18 protein-coding genes are annotated in these 17495 nt (G+C 73.2%); 1 reads left to right on the forward strand and 17 read right to left on the reverse strand.

Going from position 1 to position 17495, the window contains the following annotated elements; translation table 11 throughout:
- Position 1: 1 nt before the first annotated feature.
- From rimM to ACVUH9_RS01525, 17 genes are all read right to left on the reverse strand, one after another.
- Complete coding sequence (gene rimM, locus ACVUH9_RS01445) at positions 2–625, reverse strand: ribosome maturation factor RimM (RefSeq protein ID WP_475753220.1); 624 nt, start codon at positions 623–625, stop codon at positions 2–4.
- A gap of 85 nt (positions 626–710) precedes the next feature.
- Positions 711–977 (reverse strand): KH domain-containing protein, encoded by a 267-nt coding sequence (locus tag ACVUH9_RS01450; protein ID WP_475753222.1) that lies wholly within the window; start codon positions 975–977, stop codon positions 711–713.
- Between the two features lie 8 nt (positions 978–985).
- Entirely contained in the window at positions 986–1234 is a 249-nt protein-coding gene (gene rpsP, locus ACVUH9_RS01455; protein WP_475753224.1) for a 30S ribosomal protein S16, read from the reverse strand.
- A gap of 165 nt (positions 1235–1399) precedes the next feature.
- Positions 1400–2824: a signal recognition particle protein gene (ffh, locus tag ACVUH9_RS01460; protein WP_475753226.1), complete on the reverse strand. Its 1425-nt coding sequence runs from the start codon at positions 2822–2824 to the stop codon at positions 1400–1402.
- Positions 2825–2932: 108 nt separating this feature from the next.
- A complete protein-coding gene (locus ACVUH9_RS01465; RefSeq protein ID WP_475753228.1) occupies positions 2933–3922 on the reverse strand; it encodes an SPFH domain-containing protein in 990 nt (329 codons plus the stop codon).
- A gap of 70 nt (positions 3923–3992) precedes the next feature.
- Positions 3993–4421: an NfeD family protein gene (locus tag ACVUH9_RS01470; RefSeq protein ID WP_475753230.1), complete on the reverse strand. Its 429-nt coding sequence runs from the start codon at positions 4419–4421 to the stop codon at positions 3993–3995.
- A gap of 64 nt (positions 4422–4485) precedes the next feature.
- Positions 4486–5481, reverse strand: coding sequence for an aldo/keto reductase (locus tag ACVUH9_RS01475; RefSeq protein ID WP_475753232.1), 996 nt, complete (start codon positions 5479–5481; stop codon positions 4486–4488).
- A gap of 82 nt (positions 5482–5563) precedes the next feature.
- The gene (locus ACVUH9_RS01480; protein ID WP_475753982.1) at positions 5564–6385 is read right to left on the reverse strand and encodes a LysR family transcriptional regulator; all 822 of its coding nucleotides are present in this window, start codon (positions 6383–6385) and stop codon (positions 5564–5566) included.
- A gap of 77 nt (positions 6386–6462) precedes the next feature.
- On the reverse strand, positions 6463–7479 hold the full coding sequence (ftsY, locus tag ACVUH9_RS01485) for a signal recognition particle-docking protein FtsY (protein WP_475753234.1): 1017 nt from the start codon (positions 7477–7479) through the stop codon (positions 6463–6465).
- 294 nt (positions 7480–7773) lie between these two features.
- Entirely contained in the window at positions 7774–11019 is a 3246-nt protein-coding gene (locus tag ACVUH9_RS01490) for a chromosome segregation SMC family protein (protein ID WP_475753236.1), read from the reverse strand.
- Between the two features lie 3 nt (positions 11020–11022).
- Complete coding sequence (locus ACVUH9_RS01495) at positions 11023–11712, reverse strand: ribonuclease III family protein (protein ID WP_475753237.1); 690 nt, start codon at positions 11710–11712, stop codon at positions 11023–11025.
- Between the two features lie 6 nt (positions 11713–11718).
- Positions 11719–11970 carry an acyl carrier protein gene (locus tag ACVUH9_RS01500; protein WP_475753239.1) on the reverse strand — a complete coding sequence of 84 codons (252 nt, stop codon included), beginning with the start codon at positions 11968–11970 and terminating at the stop codon, positions 11719–11721.
- A 12-nt stretch (positions 11971–11982) separates the two neighbouring features.
- A complete protein-coding gene (locus tag ACVUH9_RS01505) occupies positions 11983–13041 on the reverse strand; it encodes a phosphate acyltransferase (RefSeq protein WP_475753241.1) in 1059 nt (352 codons plus the stop codon).
- A 34-nt stretch (positions 13042–13075) separates the two neighbouring features.
- A complete protein-coding gene (gene rpmF / locus ACVUH9_RS01510) occupies positions 13076–13267 on the reverse strand; it encodes a 50S ribosomal protein L32 (protein ID WP_475753243.1) in 192 nt (63 codons plus the stop codon).
- Positions 13268–13330: 63 nt separating this feature from the next.
- Positions 13331–13876 carry a YceD family protein gene (locus tag ACVUH9_RS01515; RefSeq protein WP_475753244.1) on the reverse strand — a complete coding sequence of 182 codons (546 nt, stop codon included), beginning with the start codon at positions 13874–13876 and terminating at the stop codon, positions 13331–13333.
- Positions 13877–13932: 56 nt separating this feature from the next.
- Positions 13933–15168: a polysaccharide deacetylase family protein gene (locus tag ACVUH9_RS01520; RefSeq protein ID WP_475753246.1), complete on the reverse strand. Its 1236-nt coding sequence runs from the start codon at positions 15166–15168 to the stop codon at positions 13933–13935.
- 75 nt (positions 15169–15243) lie between these two features.
- Positions 15244–16905 carry an AMP-binding protein gene (locus ACVUH9_RS01525; protein ID WP_475753248.1) on the reverse strand — a complete coding sequence of 554 codons (1662 nt, stop codon included), beginning with the start codon at positions 16903–16905 and terminating at the stop codon, positions 15244–15246.
- Between the two features lie 96 nt (positions 16906–17001).
- Between ACVUH9_RS01525 and ACVUH9_RS01530 the strand changes: the two genes are divergently transcribed.
- On the forward strand, positions 17002–17487 hold the full coding sequence (locus ACVUH9_RS01530) for a protein-tyrosine phosphatase family protein (protein WP_475753250.1): 486 nt from the start codon (positions 17002–17004) through the stop codon (positions 17485–17487).
- The last annotated feature ends 8 nt before the right edge of the window (positions 17488–17495 follow it).

Raw genomic sequence — 17495 nt, forward strand, 5'->3', positions numbered from 1 at the left:
ATCAGCCCTGCTCGGCGGGCCGGTCGTCGCCGGACGGCGCGGACGGCGCCTCGCCGAGGAACTCGAGGTCGATCACGATCCTCCGCGCGGCGACGTCCAGCTCCGGGACCGCCTCGTGGTGCAGCGGCACCAGCAGGTCGGCACCTTCGGGCCGTCGCACCTCGAGCACGTCGCAGGACGGCAGCCCGAGGACCTGGGTGACCTCGCCGATCGACTCACCGGTCGTGGCGCTGACGGGCAGGCCGACCAGCTCCTCCGGCCAGTACTCGTCCTCGTCCAGCTCCGGCGCGACCTCGCGCGGGATCAGGATCTCCCGGCCCCGCAGCGCCTCGGCGGCATCGATCCCGTCGACACCGGCCAGGTGCAGCAGCGGACGGGCATCGGTGCCCCCGCGGTGGACGATCTCGCGCTCGACGCCGGCGATCGTGACGACCGTGCCGGCCAGGAGCAGGCGGCCGCGGGGTCGCGTCACGCGGATCGTGCCGTCGAGCGAGTGCGGCTTGCCGACCCGGCCGAGCGAGAGCATCGACGGATCGATCGGCTCGTCTGCGGCCGAAGAGGCGACCGCGGGATCCGCGTCGCCGGGGGCCGACGCGTCGACCGCGTCGGAGTCCAGAGAATTCATGGGCGCCTCGTCGGCGGGCTGCGCCTGCGCGTCGTTGGGTACGGCGGAGCGTTCCGGCTCCGCGGGCGGCGTGGCAGCAGCCACGTCAGTCGTCGACGATGTCGACGAGCACACGCTGGTCCCGATGGGCGGCCGCGACCTTCACGACCGTCCTCAGGGCGTACGCGGTGCGTCCGCCCCGGCCGATGACCTTGCCGTAGTCGCCGTCGGCCACCCGAAGCTCGAGGACGACACTGCCGTCGCCCTCGTCCTCGACCGGCTCCACCTCGACGGCGTCCGGGTCATCGACGATCGCCCGCGTCAGCTCAGCGAGCAGATCGGCTACCACGCTGGGCTCGGCGTCGGGCGACACGTCGGGCGTCAGCTGACCTCGATGCCCTGCGTGCGCAGGAGCTTCTTCACCGTGCCGGACGGCTGTGCGCCGACCCCGAGCCAGTGACGCACGCGATCCTCCTTGAGGACGATCGTGGACGGCTCCGTCTGCGCGTTGTACTGGCCTACGGTCTCGATCACCCGACCGTCACGCTGGTTGCGCGAGTCTGTGGCGACAACGCGCCACACCGGGTTCTTCTTGCTCCCCACACGGGTGAGCCTCAGTCGAACAGCCACGAACGTCCTTCAGTCACGGTCAAAGGTTGGCGCAGGGCGATCCAGAACCCCCACACCGAAGATCAGAAAGAGTAGCGCGACCAGGGGTAACGTCGTCGCGCGCCACCCGTCGAGCAGCCCGCGGACGGCACCGAGCCGGCCTCGCGGAGCGCCCCAGGCGTCTCGCTAGCGCTTCCGGCGGCGGGCCGCGCGGCTACCGCCACGGACGCCGACCTGCTGGCCCGGGCCACCCTGGCCACCCTGGCCGAGGGCACCGGCACCGCCGGCACCACCCATCATCTGGCCGAGGTCGCCCATCTTGCCGCGGCTCATCTGCTTCATCATCTTGCGCATCTGCTGGAAGTTCTTGACCAGCTGATTGACCTGCTGGACCGTCGTCCCGGAGCCCTTGGCGATCCGCAGGCGGCGTCCGCCCTTGATCAGCTCCGGCGAGCGCCGCTCCTTCGGGGTCATCGAGAGGATGATCGCCTCGACCCGGTCCATCTCACGGTCGTCGATCTGCGCGCCCTGGAGCTGCTGGCCGACGCCCGGGAGCATCCCGAGGACCTTGCTCAGCGGCCCCATCTTGCGGATCATCTTCATCTGCTTGAGGAAGTCCTCGAGCGTGAACTCGTTGCGCCGGAGCTTGCGCTCCATCTCCTTGGCGTCGTCCTGATCGAACTGCTTCTCGGCCTGCTCGATCAGCGACAGGACATCGCCCATGCCGAGGATCCGCTGCGCCATCCGGTCCGGGTGGAAGGCCTGGAAGTCGGGAAGCTTCTCGCCGGTCGAGGCGAACAGGATCGGCTTGCCGGTGACGGCCTTGACGGAGAGTGCGGCACCGCCGCGAGCGTCGCCGTCGAGCTTCGACATCACCACGCCGTCGAAGCCCGCCGCAGCGGCGAACTGCTCGGCGACGTTGACCGCGTCCTGACCGGTCATCGCGTCGACGGTCAGGAGCACCGTGTCGGGACGGACGGCGTCGCGGATCGCGACCAGCTCGTCCATCAGGTCCTGGTCGACGTGCAGACGGCCGGCGGTATCGACGATCAGGACGTCCTTGCCGTCCTGCTTCGCCTGGTCGAGCGCCCAGCGGGCGACCTCGACCGCGGACAGCTCGGTGCCGCGGTCGTAGACCGTCGCCCCGGCCTGGCCACCGACCAGACGCAGCTGCTCGACCGCGGCCGGGCGCTGGACGTCACAGGCGGCGACGGCGACCGAGGAGCCCTTCTCCTCCTTCAGCCAGCGCGCGAGCTTGGCGACCGCGGTGGTCTTGCCCGAGCCCTGGAGGCCGGACATGAGGATCACGGTCGGCGGGCTCGACGCGAAGGTGATGCCCTCCGACTGGCCCCCCATCAGGTCCACGAGCTCCTCGTGGACGATCTTGACGACCTGCTGACCGGGGTTCAGCTGCCCGATCACGTCGGACCCGAGGCACCGTTCCTTGACGGTGTTCGTGAACGACTTGACGACCTTGAAGTTGACGTCCGCCTCGAGCAGCGCGAGACGGATCTCGCGCATCGCGGCGTTGACGTCGCTCTCGGTGAGCGTCCCGCGCTGGCGAACGTCGTCGAGGGTGGCCTGGAGCTTCTCTGAGAGGGCGTCGAACACGGAACCTGAAGTGTCGCACGCGGCGCCGTTCCCGGCCGAACCGCGCCCACCCGACCGAGCGTGGCGGGCGGGAGGAGCGAGGCCCCGGGACGGGCCGGGGCCGCGGGCCTAGTTGGGGCGGGCGGGATCCGCCGGACGCGGCGGGTCGATCTCACGCGGGGGGTCCGACGGGCGCGCCGCGTCGGCGGGGCGGTCCGAGGCCGACGGCGCGGCAGCGGGTGCCGCCGCACCCCGGAGGCTGTCGACGACGCCACCCAGCCCGGCCAGCGCCTGGGTGAACTCCGACGGGATGATGAACAGCTTGTTGGCCTCGCCCTTGGCCAGCTCGGGCAGCATCTGGAGGTACTGGTAGCTGAGCAGCCCCTGGTCGGGGTTGCCGGCGTGGATCGCCTGGAAGACGGTGTCGATCGCCTTGGCCTCGCCCTCGGAGCGGAGCACGGCCGCGGTCTTCGCGCCCTCGGCCGTCAGGACCGCCGACTCCTTGGCACCCTGAGCCGTCAGGATCTGCGCCTGCTTCGAGCCCTCGGCGGTCAGGATCGCCGCGCGACGGTCGCGCTCGGCACGCATCTGCTTCTCCATCGCGTCGAGGATCGAGGCGGGCGGGTCGATCGCCTTCAGCTCGACGCGGCCGACGCGGATCCCCCACTTGCCGGTCGCCTCGTCCAGCACCGTCCGCAGCTGGCCGTTGATCTCGTCGCGCGAGGTCAGCGCCTGCTCGAGCGTCAGGCCGCCGATCACGTTGCGGAGCGTCGTCGCCGTCAGCTGCTCGATCGCCTGCAGCGGGCTGGCGACCTCGTAGGTGGTCGACTTCGGGTCCGTGATCTGGAAGTAGAGGACGGTGTCGATCGAGACCGAGACGTTGTCCTCGGTGATCACCGCGTTCGGCGGGAAGCTCACGACCTGCTCGCGGAGGTCGAGCAGCGGCAGCAGCCGGTCGACGAACGGGACCGTGATCCGCAGACCCGGCTCGAGCGTCCGCTGGTAGCGGCCGAGGCGCTCGACGATCCCGGCCCGTGCCTGGGGAATGATCCGAACGGTCCGTGCCGCCAGGATCAGCGCCAGGAGGACGAGGACGACGAGAACGATGAGGACAGCCATGGTGGCTCCAGAGGGGATCGAGCGACTTCGCCGGCGTCTTCGGGGGCATCCCGACCGGCCTGTTTCCAGCCTAGTCGGTCACCACGACGGTGGCACCGCGGATCTCGAGCACGGTCACCGTCTCCCCCGCCTCGATCTCGGCGAGACCGGCCGAGCGCGCCGACCAGACCTCGCCGTCGATCCGGACCAGGCCCATCCGCTCCGGCCCCTCCAGCTGCTGGACGACGACCCCCGTGCGACCGACGAGCGCGGCGGTCCCGGTGATCGTCGAGAGCGGCTGGCGGAGGTGCCGTCGCGCGATCGGCCGGACGAGCCAGAGCGACAGCCCGGTCACGATCGCGAAGACCGCAACCGAGGCCCCAGTACCGCCGCCGAGGGCCGACGTCGCCGCCGCCGCGAAGCCGCCGACGGCGAACGGAGCGAGGAAGAACGAGATCGTCAGGACCTCGCCGACCGTGAACGCCACCGCGAGCAGCAACCAGATGATCCAGGCGTCCATGCACGGAGCCTACTGCGGCGCCGCTCCGAGGTCGCCGCAAACGCCCTCCGGGGTCGCCGCCCCGCTAGTAGCGGCCGCCGACCGCCGACCCGATCGCGTCCAGCGCGGTCAGCGCCTCGCGGTCGAGGACCAGCGTCGCGGCGGCCACGTTCTCGTCGACCCGCTCCGGCCGGGTGGTGCCCGGGATCGGCACGACCCGCTCGCCCTGAGCCAGGACCCAGGCGAGTGCGACCTGGGCCGCCGTCGCGCCGAGCCGCTCCGCCTGCTCCGCGACGACCGCCAGCGACCGGCGGTTGGCCTCCCACGCGTCGCCGCGGAACCGCGGCAGCGTCGTCCGGAAGTCCCCGCTGGGGAGCGCGGCCGGATCGACCGCACCGGTCAGGACTCCCCGGCCGAGCGGCGAGAACGGCAGGAAGCTCGCGTCGTGGTCGATGGTCCAGGCGAGCACGCCGTTCTCGAGCGGATCGCGGGTCCAGAGCGAGAGCTCGGACTGGATCGAGGCGACGGGGTGGATCGCGTGCGCCCGGTCGGCCTCCTCGACGGTGACCTCCGACAGCCCGATCTGGCGGACCAGACCGGCGCTCACCAGCTCCGCGAGCGCGCCCCAGCTCTCCTCGATCGGGACCTCCGGATCGACACGGTGGAGCTGGTAGAGGTCGAGCACGTCGGTCCCGAGCCGCCGGAGCGAGTCCTCGCAGGCCGCACGGATCCGTTCCGGACGCGCGTCGCGACGAAGGACCGGCGCCTCACCCGCGGCGGGGATCTCGGCGGTCAGGCCGACCTTGGACGCGAGCACGACCTCGTCGCGGCGTCCGGCGAGCGCCCGCCCGACCAGCTCCTCGTTCACGAACGGCCCGTAGACGTCGGCCGTATCGATCAGGGGACGCAGGCCCGCCTCCGCCGCCAGGGCGATCTCGCGGTGGATCGCGGCGTGCGAGCGGGCCTCGTCGTCGTCGGTGCCGTAGGCCCAGGACATGCCCATGCAGCCGAGACCGACCGGGCCGACGGGGACCGCGTCGGGGCCGAGCGTGCGCGGGGCGAGGGATCCGGTGAAGCTCATGGACGACACGCTAGGCCCGCGCCGGACGCCCTGCCAACAGCGATCGCCGATGACGCCAGAGGCATCGCCTCTGGCGCGCGGCTCAGCCCACGGCAGCAGTGGTGAGCGAGCGCGGCCCACGGCGCCGGACCACGTCGGCGAGCAGCTCCCCCAGTGCCGCCGCGGCCTCGGTCGGCTCGTCGGCGAGCAGCGCGACGAAGCGCCGGGGCGGCAGGTCGGGCAAGGGCGTGATCGTCAGGTCGGTCAGCCCCTCGACCAACGAGGACGGAACGATCGCGCGGGCGATCCCGGCCCGGACCAGAGCCAGCGCCGCGTCCGTCCCGGGGGCATCGATCTGGCCGGCGGTGGTCAGGCCACGGGGCGCGTGCTGCTCGAAGCCCCTGGCCGCCAGCGGCAGGCCCTCGTCCGTCTCGTGCCCGGGACGGACCAGCACCAGCGGGTCGGCGCCGAGCGCGATCCGCCGTCCCGGGCCGGGGCCCGGATCGACCGAGACCGCGACCACGCCGGGGCTGTCGCGCAGCTTCTCCTCGACGCGGCGGGCGTCGGCATGCTCGTGCCAGCGGACGACGGCGCCGGGGTGGACGTCACGCCAGCGGGCGACGGCGGCAGCCAGCAGGCCGTTCGGCGCGCCGGGGACGACCGCCAGGCAGACGCCACCCGGCTCCTCGACCTCGCGTCGGGCCATCCGGGCGCCGTCGGCCGCGGCCAGCAGCGCGCTGCGGGCCTTCGGCAGGAAGACCTGCCCGGCCGGCGTCGGGCGGACGCCGCGCGGAGTCCGTTCCAGCCGCGGGCCGCCGACCGTCCGCTCCAGCAGCCGGACCTGCTGCGACAGCGACGGCTGGGCCACGTGCAGCTCGACCGCGGCGGCGGTGAACGAGCCGTGCTCGGCGACGGGCGACGAGATAGCGCAGCTGCCGGAGCGTGATGCCGTCGTCGTGGGTCGGCGTCACGGGCGGCTCCGGTGGCTCGGGTCGATCGCGATCAGCCGCGCGGGGCGGCGACCTCGTCCGGACGGACGAGGGCCTGCGCGAAGTCGTCGGCGTCGAACGGGCGCAGGTCCTCCAGCGCCTCGCCGATCCCGATCAGCTTGACCGGGATCCCGAGGTCCTGGGCGATCGCGATCGCGATCCCGCCCTTGGCGCTGCCGTCGAGCTTGGTCAGGACGATCCCGCTGACCGGCGCGACCTTCGAGAACTCGGCCGCCTGGCGGAGGCCGTTCTGGCCGGTGGTCGCGTCGACCGTCAGCAGGATCTCGTGCGGGGCCCCGGGCATCAGCTTGTCGACGACGCGGCGGACCTTCGACAGCTCCTCCATCAGCGGCAGCTGGGTGTGGAGCCGGCCGGCGGTGTCGACGATCACGACGTCGGCCTTGACCTCGCGGCCGCGGCGAACCGCCTCGTAGGCGACTGACGCCGGGTCCGTGTCCTGCGCCCCGGTGACGACCTCGACGTTGGCTCGCTCGCCCCAGATCTGGAGCTGCTCGACCGCCGCGGCGCGGAAGGTGTCGGCGGCGCCGAGCACGACCTTCTGGCCGAGCTCGGTGGTAAGGGTGTTGGCGAGCTTGCCGATCGAGGTGGTCTTGCCCGTCCCGTTGATCCCGCAGACCATGATCACCGTCGGCCCGTGGCGGAGGTCGATCGTCGCCTCGGCGGTCGGCCGCGCGGCCTCGGCGAGCAGCTCGGCGAGCCGGTTCTGGAGCGCCTGCGGATCGGTCACGCCGCCGGTGGTCGCCTCCTGCTCGAGCCGGCCGACGATCTCGGCGGTCGCCTTCGCGCCGCAGTCGGCCATGATCAGCGCCTCCTCCAGGCGCTCCCAGGTCTCCTCGTCGAGCGTGTCGAAGAGCGTCTGGGTCAGCTCGGCGCCGAGCGCCTCACGGGTCTTCTTGAGGTTCTGGCGTAGGCGCTTGAAGAACCGTCCGCGCTTCTCCGGGGCGTCCGCGGCCGGTGCGGGCACGCGGTCCGCATCGAGGAGGAAGAGGTCGGTCCACTCGCGTGCCATCGACAACCGAAGATACCGCGGGCGGACGTGAGGGGTGTGTAGGCGCATCGCGTCTCGGGCCGCCTGACGCTCGGCAGGACTGGCGTCCAGCTCTCGCATCATCCGCCCCGACCTGCTCGGCCTCCACTTCCCCTCACGCCGCCCGGCTCTCAGACCGGCGCAGGCGTGTCTGAGGTGTTCGCAGGTCGAGCAGGTCGGCGCGCGCGATGCGAGAGCTGTGCACCCGCACTGCCGAGCGTCGGGCGTGCCGAGATGCGAAGCGCCTACGGACGACGCAGACCGCCTGCTGCCCGCTCAGCCCGTGGTGGCGCCCGGGACCTCCGGGGTTCCCGCGCCGTTCTGATCGAGACGCCGAGACACGACCTTGGAGACGCCGTCCCCGCCCATCGAGACGCCGTAGAGCGCGTCGGCTACGTCCATCGTCCGCTTCTGGTGGGTGACGACGATGAACTGGGCGCGGTCGCGGTAGCGCCGCAGCAGCTGGAGGAAGCGGTCGATGTTGAGGTCGTCGAGCGCCGCCTCGACCTCGTCGAGCACGTAGAACGGGCTCGGCTTGGCGAGGAAGACCGAGAACAGGAAGGCGATCGCCGTCATCGTCTTCTCGCCGCCGGACATCAGCGTCAGGCGCTTCATCTGCTTGCCCGCCGGGGTGATCTCGATCTCGACCCCGACGTCGTCGTCGCGGTCGGTGTCGGGCTGCTCCTCGTCACCGTCGCCGGTGGTCGGCTCGCCATCGCCGTCCTCGGCCGCGTCCTCGTGCTCGTGGACCAGCCGCAGCCGGCCGCGTCCCCCGGGGAAGACGTGCTCGGCCAGCTCCTCGAAGTTCTTGGCGCAGGCCCGGAAGGTCTGCTCGAACGTCTCCTGGATCTGGCGGTCGGTGTCGCGGACGAACGCCCGCAGCTCGCGGAGGGCGGTCTCGAGGTCGGTCCGCTGCGCCTCCAACGTCTCGACGTGCTCGAACGCCTCGTCGTAGGCCTGCTTGGCCAGCGGGTTGACCGGGCCGAGCTGCTCGCGCCGGCGCTGGAGCTTCGCGATCCGCTGCCGCAGCTGCTCGGCGACCTCGGGGTCGAGCGCGTCCTCCGCCGGCTCGGCGGGCAGCCCCAGCTGCTCGGCGAGCGCCTCGAGCTCGGCGACGATCTCCTGCTCCTGGTCGCGGGCGCGCTGGGCGGCGACCTCGGCCGTCGTCAGCCGGTCGCCGACCCGGCGCAGCCGCTGGCTGAGGTCGGCCTCGCGCTGGGCGCACGAGCGCAGCCGGCCGGCGACGTCGTCACCCGCAGCCCGGTCCTCGGCGACGGCCCGGTCGAGCACGACGCCGCGCTCACGGACGATCCGGAGCGCCTCGGCCAGTGCCGCGGTGATCCGCTCCCCGGTCGGGACGAGTGCCTCGTCGGCGGCGATCTGCCGCTCCAGCGCCTCGACCCGGACGTTGCGCTCGGCCCGCTCGCGCTGCTGCCGCTCGGCGGTCCGCCGCTCGGCCTGGAGCTCACCGACGATCTGGGCCCGGCGGACGGCGCTCGGCCCCTCGTCCGGGGCGTTGCGGCGACGGTCGACGGCGCGGGTCGCGTCGCGCAGCGCCTCCTCCGCGTCGACGACCGCACGGCGGGCCTCGCGGGACTGCTGCTCGGCGGTCTCGCGATCGCGGTCGACGCTCGACAGCTCGTCCTTGAGCGCGCTGACCTCGGCGACGGCGACCTGCTCGGCGCGGGCGGCCTGCTCGCTCTCCCCGACCAGCTTGTCGCGACGGTTGCGCTCGGCGAGCACGCGATCCTCGCCGCCCTGCGGGTGCCGCTGCAGCTCGCCGAGTCCCACCCGCCAGACGTGTCCGTCGGGGGTCACGAGGGTGCCGGTGAAGATCAGCGGCACGACGTCGGGCAGGACCTCGACGAGCCAGACGTCGGTCAGCAGGCGCCCGGCGATCGCGACCGCGACGTCGTCGCCGCGGACCCGGTCGGCGAGCGGGACGGCGTCCGGCACCGGCGGCACGTCGTCGGCGGCCTCGGCGGTCGCGGCCGCGCCCCCGAGCAGGACCCGAGCACCGTCCCGGCCGCCGTGGCCGAGCAGCTCGCGGCCGATCCGGGGGTCGTTGGTGACGGCGGCGCTGAGACGCCCGTCGAGCGCTGCGGCGACGGCGAGCTCGCAGCCGTCGTCGACCCGCAGCCCGTCGGCCAGCGATCCGACCGCCGGTCCGCCCTTGCGTCCGCCGGGGAAGGCCCCGCCCCCGTGACTCCGGAGGAACTGGTTGGCGGCGGCGAGCTGCGCGCCGACCGCAGCGGCCTCACGGCGGGCCCGCTCGGCGGCCTGCTCGAGCTCACGACGGCGGGTCCGGACCTGCTCCGCCCGCTGCTCGGTCTCGCGCCCCGCCTCCCGCACCTGCTCGGCGGCGGCCTGGGCGACGGTGACCTGCTGCTCGGCCGCGACCCGAGCCGTCTCCAGCTGGGCGACCTCGCGCTCGAGCAGCTCCTGCCGCTCCTGGTCGAGCCGCTCCAGCTCGTCCTCGAGCGCCGCGATCCGCGAGCGACCGACCTCGTCGGGCTGGTCGACCGCGGCCGCGGCCTGCAGCTCCTGCAACTGCTCCTGACGCCGCTCGATCCGCTCGGCGAGGGTCTGACGGCGGTCGGCGACGCGCTCCAGCCGCAGCTCGACGCGCTCGCCCGACGAGCTCACCCGTCGCGCCCGCGAGGCGAGCTGGTCGCGACGCTGGGCCTGCTGCGCCAGCGCTTCCTCGGCCTCGCGGCGCTCGGCCACGACCTGGTCGAGCTCGCCCTGGAGGAGCTCCCGCTCGGCGCGGGCGGCGGTCGTCTCGGTCTCGGCGGCGGCGCGCTGAGCCCGTCGCGCCCGGAGCCCGTCGCGGACCAGCTCCCAGCGGGCCTCGACGGTCTGCCGCTCGAGCCGCTCGTGGAGCTCCGCCGACTCGGCCTGGCGCTTGAGCGGGCCGAGCTGCTTGCGGGCCTCCTGCTCGACGAGCAGCGCCTGGTCGAGGTTCGAGCGGGTCCGGTCGAGCTTCAGCTGCGCACGGCGCCGGCGCTTGCGGTGCTTGCCGAGTCCGGCCGCCTCCTCGATCAGCAGCCGCCGGTCCTTCGGCTTCGAGGTCACGATCGCCTCGACCCGCCCCTGCGAGATGACCGAGTGCGCCTCCTTGCCGAGACCGGTGTCGGAGAGCACCTCCTGGACGTCGGTCAGCCGGCACTTCGCGCCGTTCAGCCGGTAGCCGCCGTCGCCGGAGCGGTCGAGCCGCCGGATCACCGAGATCTCGCTGACCGGGAGGTCGATCGTGCCGTCGGAGTTGTCGAGGATCAGCTCGACCTCAGCCGCGTTGCGGGCCTGGACGCCCTTGCCGCCGCCGAAGATCACGTCCTGCATCGACTGGCCGCGGATCGCGAGCGGCCGCTGCTCGCCGAGCGCCCAGAGGATCGCGTCGGTCACGTTGCTCTTGCCCGACCCGTTCGGGCCGACGACGACCGAGACGCCGGGATCGAACTCCAGCCGGGTCCGGTCGGGGAACGACTTGAAGCCCTTGAGCGTTACCGCCTTCAGGTGCACGGCTCAGGCTCCGAGCGTGCCGAGCGCTTTCCGCGCCGCTTCCTGCTCGGCGAGCTTCTTGGAGCGCCCGCGACCGGCTCCGACGGCGTCGCCCTCGACGTCGGCCTCGACCACGAAGGTCCGCGCGTGCGGCTCGCCGATCTCCTCGGTCACGCGGTACACGACCTTCTGGCCGCGCGCCATCAGCAGCTCCTGGAGCCGGCTCTTGTGGTCGGCGGGGTGGTCGAGCGCCTCCCCCAGCTCGGGCGCGAACGCCTCGACGACCGCCTCGGCCGTCCGCTCGTAGCCGAACTCGAGGTAGCAGGCCCCGATCACCGCTTCGCAGACCGACGCCAGCACCCGCTCGGTCCGGGTCAGCTCGGCGACCCGCTTGCGGAGGTTGTCCGGAGCGATCTCCGCCATCCGCTCGGGCACCCCGAGCCGCTCGGCGACCCGCTGGCAGGGGACCGCGGAGACCGTCCCGGCGCGGACCTCGGTCAGCCGTCCGGCCCCGAAGGCGTCGGCGTCGAGGGTCCGGAAGATGTGGGTCGAGATCGCCAGCTCGAGCACGCTGTCGCCGAGGAAGGCGAGCCGCTCGTAGCTCTCTGAACGACGGGCCGTCCACGACGCGTGGCTGAGCACCGGCCGGCGCGCGGAGGCGGGCAGGGCGTCCAGCAGCTCGCGCAGCTTCCGCGTGGGGACGTCGTCGGACATCCCGCCCTACGCGGCGGCCGGCAGGTGGCGCAGGACGCAGTCGATGGCCTCGCCGACGGTCGTGATCCGCGCTGCCTCGTCATCGGGCAGCGTGACCCCGTAGCTGTCGTCGAGCTCCTGGACCAGCGTGAACAGGTCCAGCGAGTCGGCCTCCAGGTCCTCCCGCAGACGGGTCCCCTCGGAGATCGCGTCCGGGTCCACCTCGAGCTCGTCGGCCAGGTGTTGCCGAACGATGTTGAGCACCTCGTCGCGCGTCATCGTCCCTGAACGCTAGCTGGTGGACCGGCCGGCCGACGTATCGGCCCCTGCGGACGAGGGCGGACGGCGGAGCGCGCCGGCCGCCTCGAGGTCCTGGTGGAGCAGCTCGGTGAGCTGTCGCTCACTGCCCTGCGCCGCGCGGATGATCGCCTGCGCGAAGCCGACCCGGGTGAAGCGGCCGTGCGGCACGACGCCCAGCGAGCGGAGCCCGAGCAGGTAGGCGCCGCCCGGGGCCTCCGGGTCGATCGAGGCCTTGAAGCGCCCGAGCGCCGGCTTCAGCAGCAGCCCGCCGAGCATCGCCATCGGGCTCGACATCGCCGCCTGGCGGATGCCGCCGACGACGGTCTGCGAGACGCCCTCGATCAGCTTGAGCGCGACGTTGCCGGTGAAGCCGTCGGTGACGACGACGTCGGCGACGCCGGTCGTGAGGTCGGTGCCCTCGATGTTGCCGACCCACTCGATCTGCGGGTGGTCGGCCAACCGCTCGCGCAGCAGCGCGTGGACCTCGACGACGTCGGGCGTGCCCTTCGTCGGCTCCTCGCCGTTGGAGAGCAGCGCGACCCGCGGCCGCTCGACGCCGAGCACCGTGCGGGCCAGGGCCGCGCCCATGAAGCCGAACTGGACGAGGTGGTCGGGCCGCGCCTCGACGTTGGCACCGACGTCGACCAGCGTGACCGGCTTGCCGGGGATCGGCAGCGGCAGCGCGAGCGCCGGACGGTGGATCCCACGGGCGCGGCGGACGTGCATCAGGCCCGCGGCGAGCGCGGGACCGGTGGCTCCGGCGACGACGAACGCGTCGGCCTCACCGGCGGCGACCGCACGGACGACCTGCACGATCGAGGCGTCCGGGTTGCCCCGGACGGCGAGCGCCGGATCGGCCGCCTTCGCGATCGAGACCGGGGCGTCGACGACGGTGATCCCGGCGACGCCGACGACCACCGGCTCCAACTCCTCCGCTGGGCCGTACAGGCGGATCGAGATCCCCTGGGCCGCAGCGATGACGGCACCGGCCGCAACCTCGGCCGGGCCGAGGTCGGCTCCGGTCGTGTCGACCGCGACGGTGACGGGCATGGATCCTCCAGGGGCCTAGCGGCCCCCGCGGGTCCTAGAAGTCGGTGGAGCTCTTCGGGGCGATCACGACGCGACCGTCGTAGTACCCACAGGTGCCACAGACGCGGTGCGGGATCCGCGGCGAGTGGCACTGAGGGCACTCGTTGACCGTCGGACGCGCAGCCTTGTGCTGGGCACGCCGCTTGGCGGTACGGGCGTGCGACTGCTTCTGCTTCGGGACGGCCATAAGGCGGACGATAGTACGGAATTTCCGGGCCGAACGACGTGCGGCCTCCCGTCCGCCCTCTCGCTATCCGTCCTGGCGGAGGTTCCCGTCGGCGTCGAAGCGGAGCTGCCCGAGCGCCGACAGCCGCGGATCGGGGCCCGGATCGTGGCGGTGGTCGGGATCCTCGTTGAGGTCGGCCCCGCACTCCGGGCAGAGGCCCTTGCAGTCGTCCTGGCAGAGCACCCGGACGGGCAGCGAGAAGACGAACGAGTCGTTGGCCCAGCGTCCGAGGTCGAGGTCGTCGCCGTCGACGTAGTCGCTGTCGAGCTGCTCCTCCTTCGTCGCCCCCGGCTGCTTCAGCTCGCGGACGTCGACGGAGACCGGCGTCACCGTCGGCTTCAGGCAGCGCATGCACGGCCCGGCGATGCTGCCCTCGAACCGCAGCTGCAGCGCGAAGCCACCGCCGAGCATCCGGGAGATGTCGAGGCGCACCTCGGGTTGGGCGGGCTCGGGGCGGTACCCCTGCTCGCTCAGGCGAACGGCGTCGAGCGTGACGGGCACGTCGAGGCGCCGGCCCTCGCCCGCGCCCATCCGCAGCCCGGAGAGATCGATCAGGTCAGCGGGCTCCATCAGCCCAGGGTACCCCGGTCGCGCAGAGGCGGCCGCGCCGGGCACGGCGACCCGGCTCAGCGGTAGCCGTAGCGCTGCGGGAGTCGCAGCAGCTGCGGGACGCTGACCAGCCGGTAGCCGCGGGCACGGAGGCCCGTGACGATCTGCGGCAGCGCGGCCAGGGTCGCCTCGCGCGGGCCGCCGCCATCGTGCATCAGGACGATCCCGCCGGGGGTCGCGTCGTGCAGCACGCGGGAGACGATCGTCGCCGTGCCCGGCAGCTGCCAGTCGTCGGTGTCGACCGACCAGAGCACGTCGGCCATCCCGAGCCCGTGCGCCTCGGCCTGGAGCACCGGTCCGGTCGCCCCGCCGGGCGGACGGAAGACGCACGGCGTGACCCCGGTGACCGCGCGGATCGCGTCGCTCGTCGACCGCAGCTGCTTGAGGTTGCCACCGGCCACGTCGAGGTGGCTCCAGGTGTGGTTGCCGATCGCGTGGCCCTCGTTGACCATCCGCTGCAGCAGCGCGTGGTGCGGCGGGATGCTCTGGCCGACCAGGAAGAACGTCGCCGGCACGTCGTAGCGGCGCAGCAGGTCGAGGAAGCGCCCGGTCAGCGTCCAGGGACCGTCGTCGAAGGTCAGGGCGACCTCCCGGGCCGCGACGGCCGCGGCCGGTCCGGAGCGGATCGCCCCCGCCGGCGGCGGCGTGCAGCCGACGACGACCGGCGTCCTCACGAGGTAGCCCGCCGTCGCCGTTCCCGACGGGGCACGGTCGTGGCAGCCGCCGGCGGTCGGGCAGTCCGCGCCGCGACTCCAGGCCGAGGCGGCCGACCAGCGGAGCCGACGACCCTCGACCCCGAACGTCGCGATCGGCCCGCGGACCACCAGCGTCCGCTCGCCTCGCCGCTCGACGCTCGACGCGGACGAGCGCCACGGCCCGAGCGTCCCGTCCGGCGCGACCGTCGCCCCGCGGACGACGAGCCGGCGGCCCCGCCAGCCGACGCACGAGCGGAAGCCCTCGCTGCCGTCGGCCCGGTGGCTGCTGACGCAGATCCGGCGTCCGCGGCCGCCGCGCAGGTCGGACGAGGCCCAGGCCCCGGCCACGGTCAGGCGCCAGACCAGCGACGACCCGTCCTGCACGACCGTCACCCGCCGCAGGGCGACCGGCCCGGCGGCGCCCCGCTCCCCGCGGGCGACCGAGGTTGGCGCGGGAGCCGGGCGCAACGTCGGCGCGGCCGAGGCGCTCGTCGACCCCACCGTCAGCGCCACCAGCGCGAGCCCCGCCGTGATCGTCGTACGCCGCGCGGCCCTCACCCGGCGAGGTCTATCAGGCGCCGGAGCGGCCTCGCTCCGGCCACCGCCGACCGCGGGCCTCCAGGGGACAGGCCCCTAGGGGCGCTGCTCGACCGGCTGGTCCCTGAGCACCCGCACCAGCACCTTGCCGGTCGCGTTGCGGGGCAGCTCGACGATGAACGCGACCTGGGCCGGGACCTTGAAGCTCGCGAGGTTCGCCTTCACGTAGGCGCGGACCGCCTCGGCCTCGAGCTCGGCCCCCTCGTGGCGGACGATGACCGCCTTCAGGACCTGACCCCAGCGCTCGTCCGGGATCCCGAAGACGGCGACCTCCTTGACCGCCTCGTGGTTGGCGATCAGGTCCTCGACCTCGCGCGGGAAGACGTTCTCGCCCCCGGAGACGATCATGTCGTCGTCGCGACCGTCGACGAACAGGCGCCCGTTGGCGTCGAAGTGGCCGACGTCACCGGACGAGAGCAGGCCGTCGATCACGTCCTTGCCGCCCCCACCGGTGTAGCCGTCGAACTTCATGTCGTTGCCGACGAAGATCCGGCCGATCTGCCCGGGCGCGGTCAGCCGCTTGCCCTGCTCGTCGTAGATCCGCACGGCCGTACCGCGCGGCGGCTTGCCGGCCGTGCTCGGCGCGGCGCGCAGGTCCTCCGGGGTCGCGATCGTCGCCCAGCCGACCTCGGTCGTGCCGTAGAGGTTGTAGAGCACGTCGCCGAGGCGATCCATCGCCCGCGTGGCCAGCTCGCCCGGGAGCGCCGAGCCCGAGAGGGCGATGATCTCGAGGCTCGAGAGGTCGTACTTCGCCAGCGTCTCGTCCGGCAGCTCCAGGATCCGCTGGAGCATCACCGGGACCACCGGCAGCACCTGACAGCGGTACTGCTGGATCATCTCGAGCGTGCCCTCGGGCGTGAACTTCCGACGCAGGACCAGCGTCGAGCCGAGCGCGAAGCCCATCGTGAAGTGCAGGTAGCCCCACGAGTGGAACATCGGCGCGGCGAGGAACGTCCGCTGCTCGGACTTCAACGGCATCCGCGACAGGATCTGCGCGGCCGGGGCGAGCGACTTCGGCTGCTGACGAGCGGCGCCCTTCGGCGTCCCGGTCGTCCCCGAGGTCAGGATCACCATCCGGCCCCGCTCCTTCGGCGGAACCAGATCGCTGCGGTCGCCGGCGGCGATCAGGTCCTCGGCGAGCGGGGCGTCGCCCGTCCGCGGGCCGGCCTCGTCGTCGGCCCAGACCACCCGCGTGAGGTGGGCCGCCCCCGTCGCCAGCAGCCCCTCGAACTCCTGGTCGTAGACGACCGCGACCGGCTTCTCCCGCGCGAGCACGTCGGCGAGCTGCGGCCCGCTGAACATCGTGTTCAGCAGCAGCTGGTGGACGCCGAGCTTGCTCGCCGCGACCAGCGTCTCGACGAAGCCGCGGTGGTTGCGGCACATGATCGCCAGCGCGTCGCCCTCGCGGACGCCGAGCTTGCGCAGCTCGGCCGCGAGCGCGTTGGAACGCTCGTGCACCTCGCGGAACGTCAGGCTGCCGTAGTCGTCGATGATCGCCGTCGCGTCCGGGCGGCGGATCGCGTTCATCGTGTAGCCGGCGGCCGGCGTCGGACCGAACCCGCGCAGCGCGCCGAGGATCGGCGGGATCGCCTTCGGCGAGATCGGACCGACCACGCCGGCCGAGACCAACTCACGCAACAGGAACAGCTTGTCCCCAGCAGACGTGGCGACCTTCTCGAGCGGCGCGGGTAGCTCCATGGGCGCGGATCCTACCCATCGGTAGCGGATCGGTGACGGCGCCGTCACGGTACGCCCTCCGCACAGGCGCTCCGATCCTGCTCTAGCGTGGGCATCGTGTCCCGTTGGTTCCAGCAGTACGGGTTCGATCCGGTGGCCGACGGGCTGCTCGTCGGCGCGCTCCCGGGCGACGGCGAGGACGTGGCCGAACTGGCGGAGCGGGGCGTCACCCTCGTGGTCAGCCTGGTCGCCGACGACGAGTATCGCGACGGTGCGCACGCGGCCGTGCTGGTGGCCTACGACTCTTACGGCATCAGCGAGTCGCGGGCTCCGAGCGAGGACTACGGCCACCTGATGCCCGCACAGCTGGAGCGGGTCAGTGGCCTGACGGCAGCGGCGATCGAGCAGCGGTCGGTCGTCTACCTCCACTGCCGGGCCGGCTGGCAGCGGTCGGTCGTCGCGGCGGCGGCGACCCTCAGCCGGGCCGAGGCCCGGGAACCGTTGGACGCCCTCCGGGCCGTGATGGCCCGGCGCCGGGGCGCCGATCCGCTTCCGCACCAGATCGGCGATCTGCTGCGGTGGTGGTCGTCCCGCCCGCGCTAGCTGGCGGG

Source organism: Patulibacter ginsengiterrae (genome assembly GCF_056269115.1).

Excerpts from the sequence above, each read along its gene's own strand:
- rimM (WP_475753220.1), bottom strand. The coding sequence starts at position 625 with ATGAATTCTCTGGACTCCGACGCGGTCGACGCGTCGGCCCCCGGCGAC.
- ACVUH9_RS01465 (WP_475753228.1), bottom strand. The coding sequence starts at position 3,922 with ATGGCTGTCCTCATCGTTCTCGTCGTCCTCGTCCTCCTGGCGCTGATC.
- ACVUH9_RS01470 (WP_475753230.1), bottom strand. The coding sequence starts at position 4,421 with ATGGACGCCTGGATCATCTGGTTGCTGCTCGCGGTGGCGTTCACGGTC.
- ACVUH9_RS01475 (WP_475753232.1), bottom strand. The coding sequence starts at position 5,481 with ATGAGCTTCACCGGATCCCTCGCCCCGCGCACGCTCGGCCCCGACGCG.
- ftsY (WP_475753234.1), bottom strand. The coding sequence starts at position 7,479 with ATGGCACGCGAGTGGACCGACCTCTTCCTCCTCGATGCGGACCGCGTG.
- ACVUH9_RS01495 (WP_475753237.1), bottom strand. The coding sequence starts at position 11,712 with ATGTCCGACGACGTCCCCACGCGGAAGCTGCGCGAGCTGCTGGACGCC.
- ACVUH9_RS01500 (WP_475753239.1), bottom strand. The coding sequence starts at position 11,970 with ATGACGCGCGACGAGGTGCTCAACATCGTTCGGCAACACCTGGCCGAC.
- ACVUH9_RS01505 (WP_475753241.1), bottom strand. The coding sequence starts at position 13,041 with ATGCCCGTCACCGTCGCGGTCGACACGACCGGAGCCGACCTCGGCCCG.
- rpmF (WP_475753243.1), bottom strand. The coding sequence starts at position 13,267 with ATGGCCGTCCCGAAGCAGAAGCAGTCGCACGCCCGTACCGCCAAGCGG.
- ACVUH9_RS01515 (WP_475753244.1), bottom strand. The coding sequence starts at position 13,876 with ATGGAGCCCGCTGACCTGATCGATCTCTCCGGGCTGCGGATGGGCGCG.
- ACVUH9_RS01525 (WP_475753248.1), bottom strand. The coding sequence starts at position 16,905 with ATGGAGCTACCCGCGCCGCTCGAGAAGGTCGCCACGTCTGCTGGGGAC.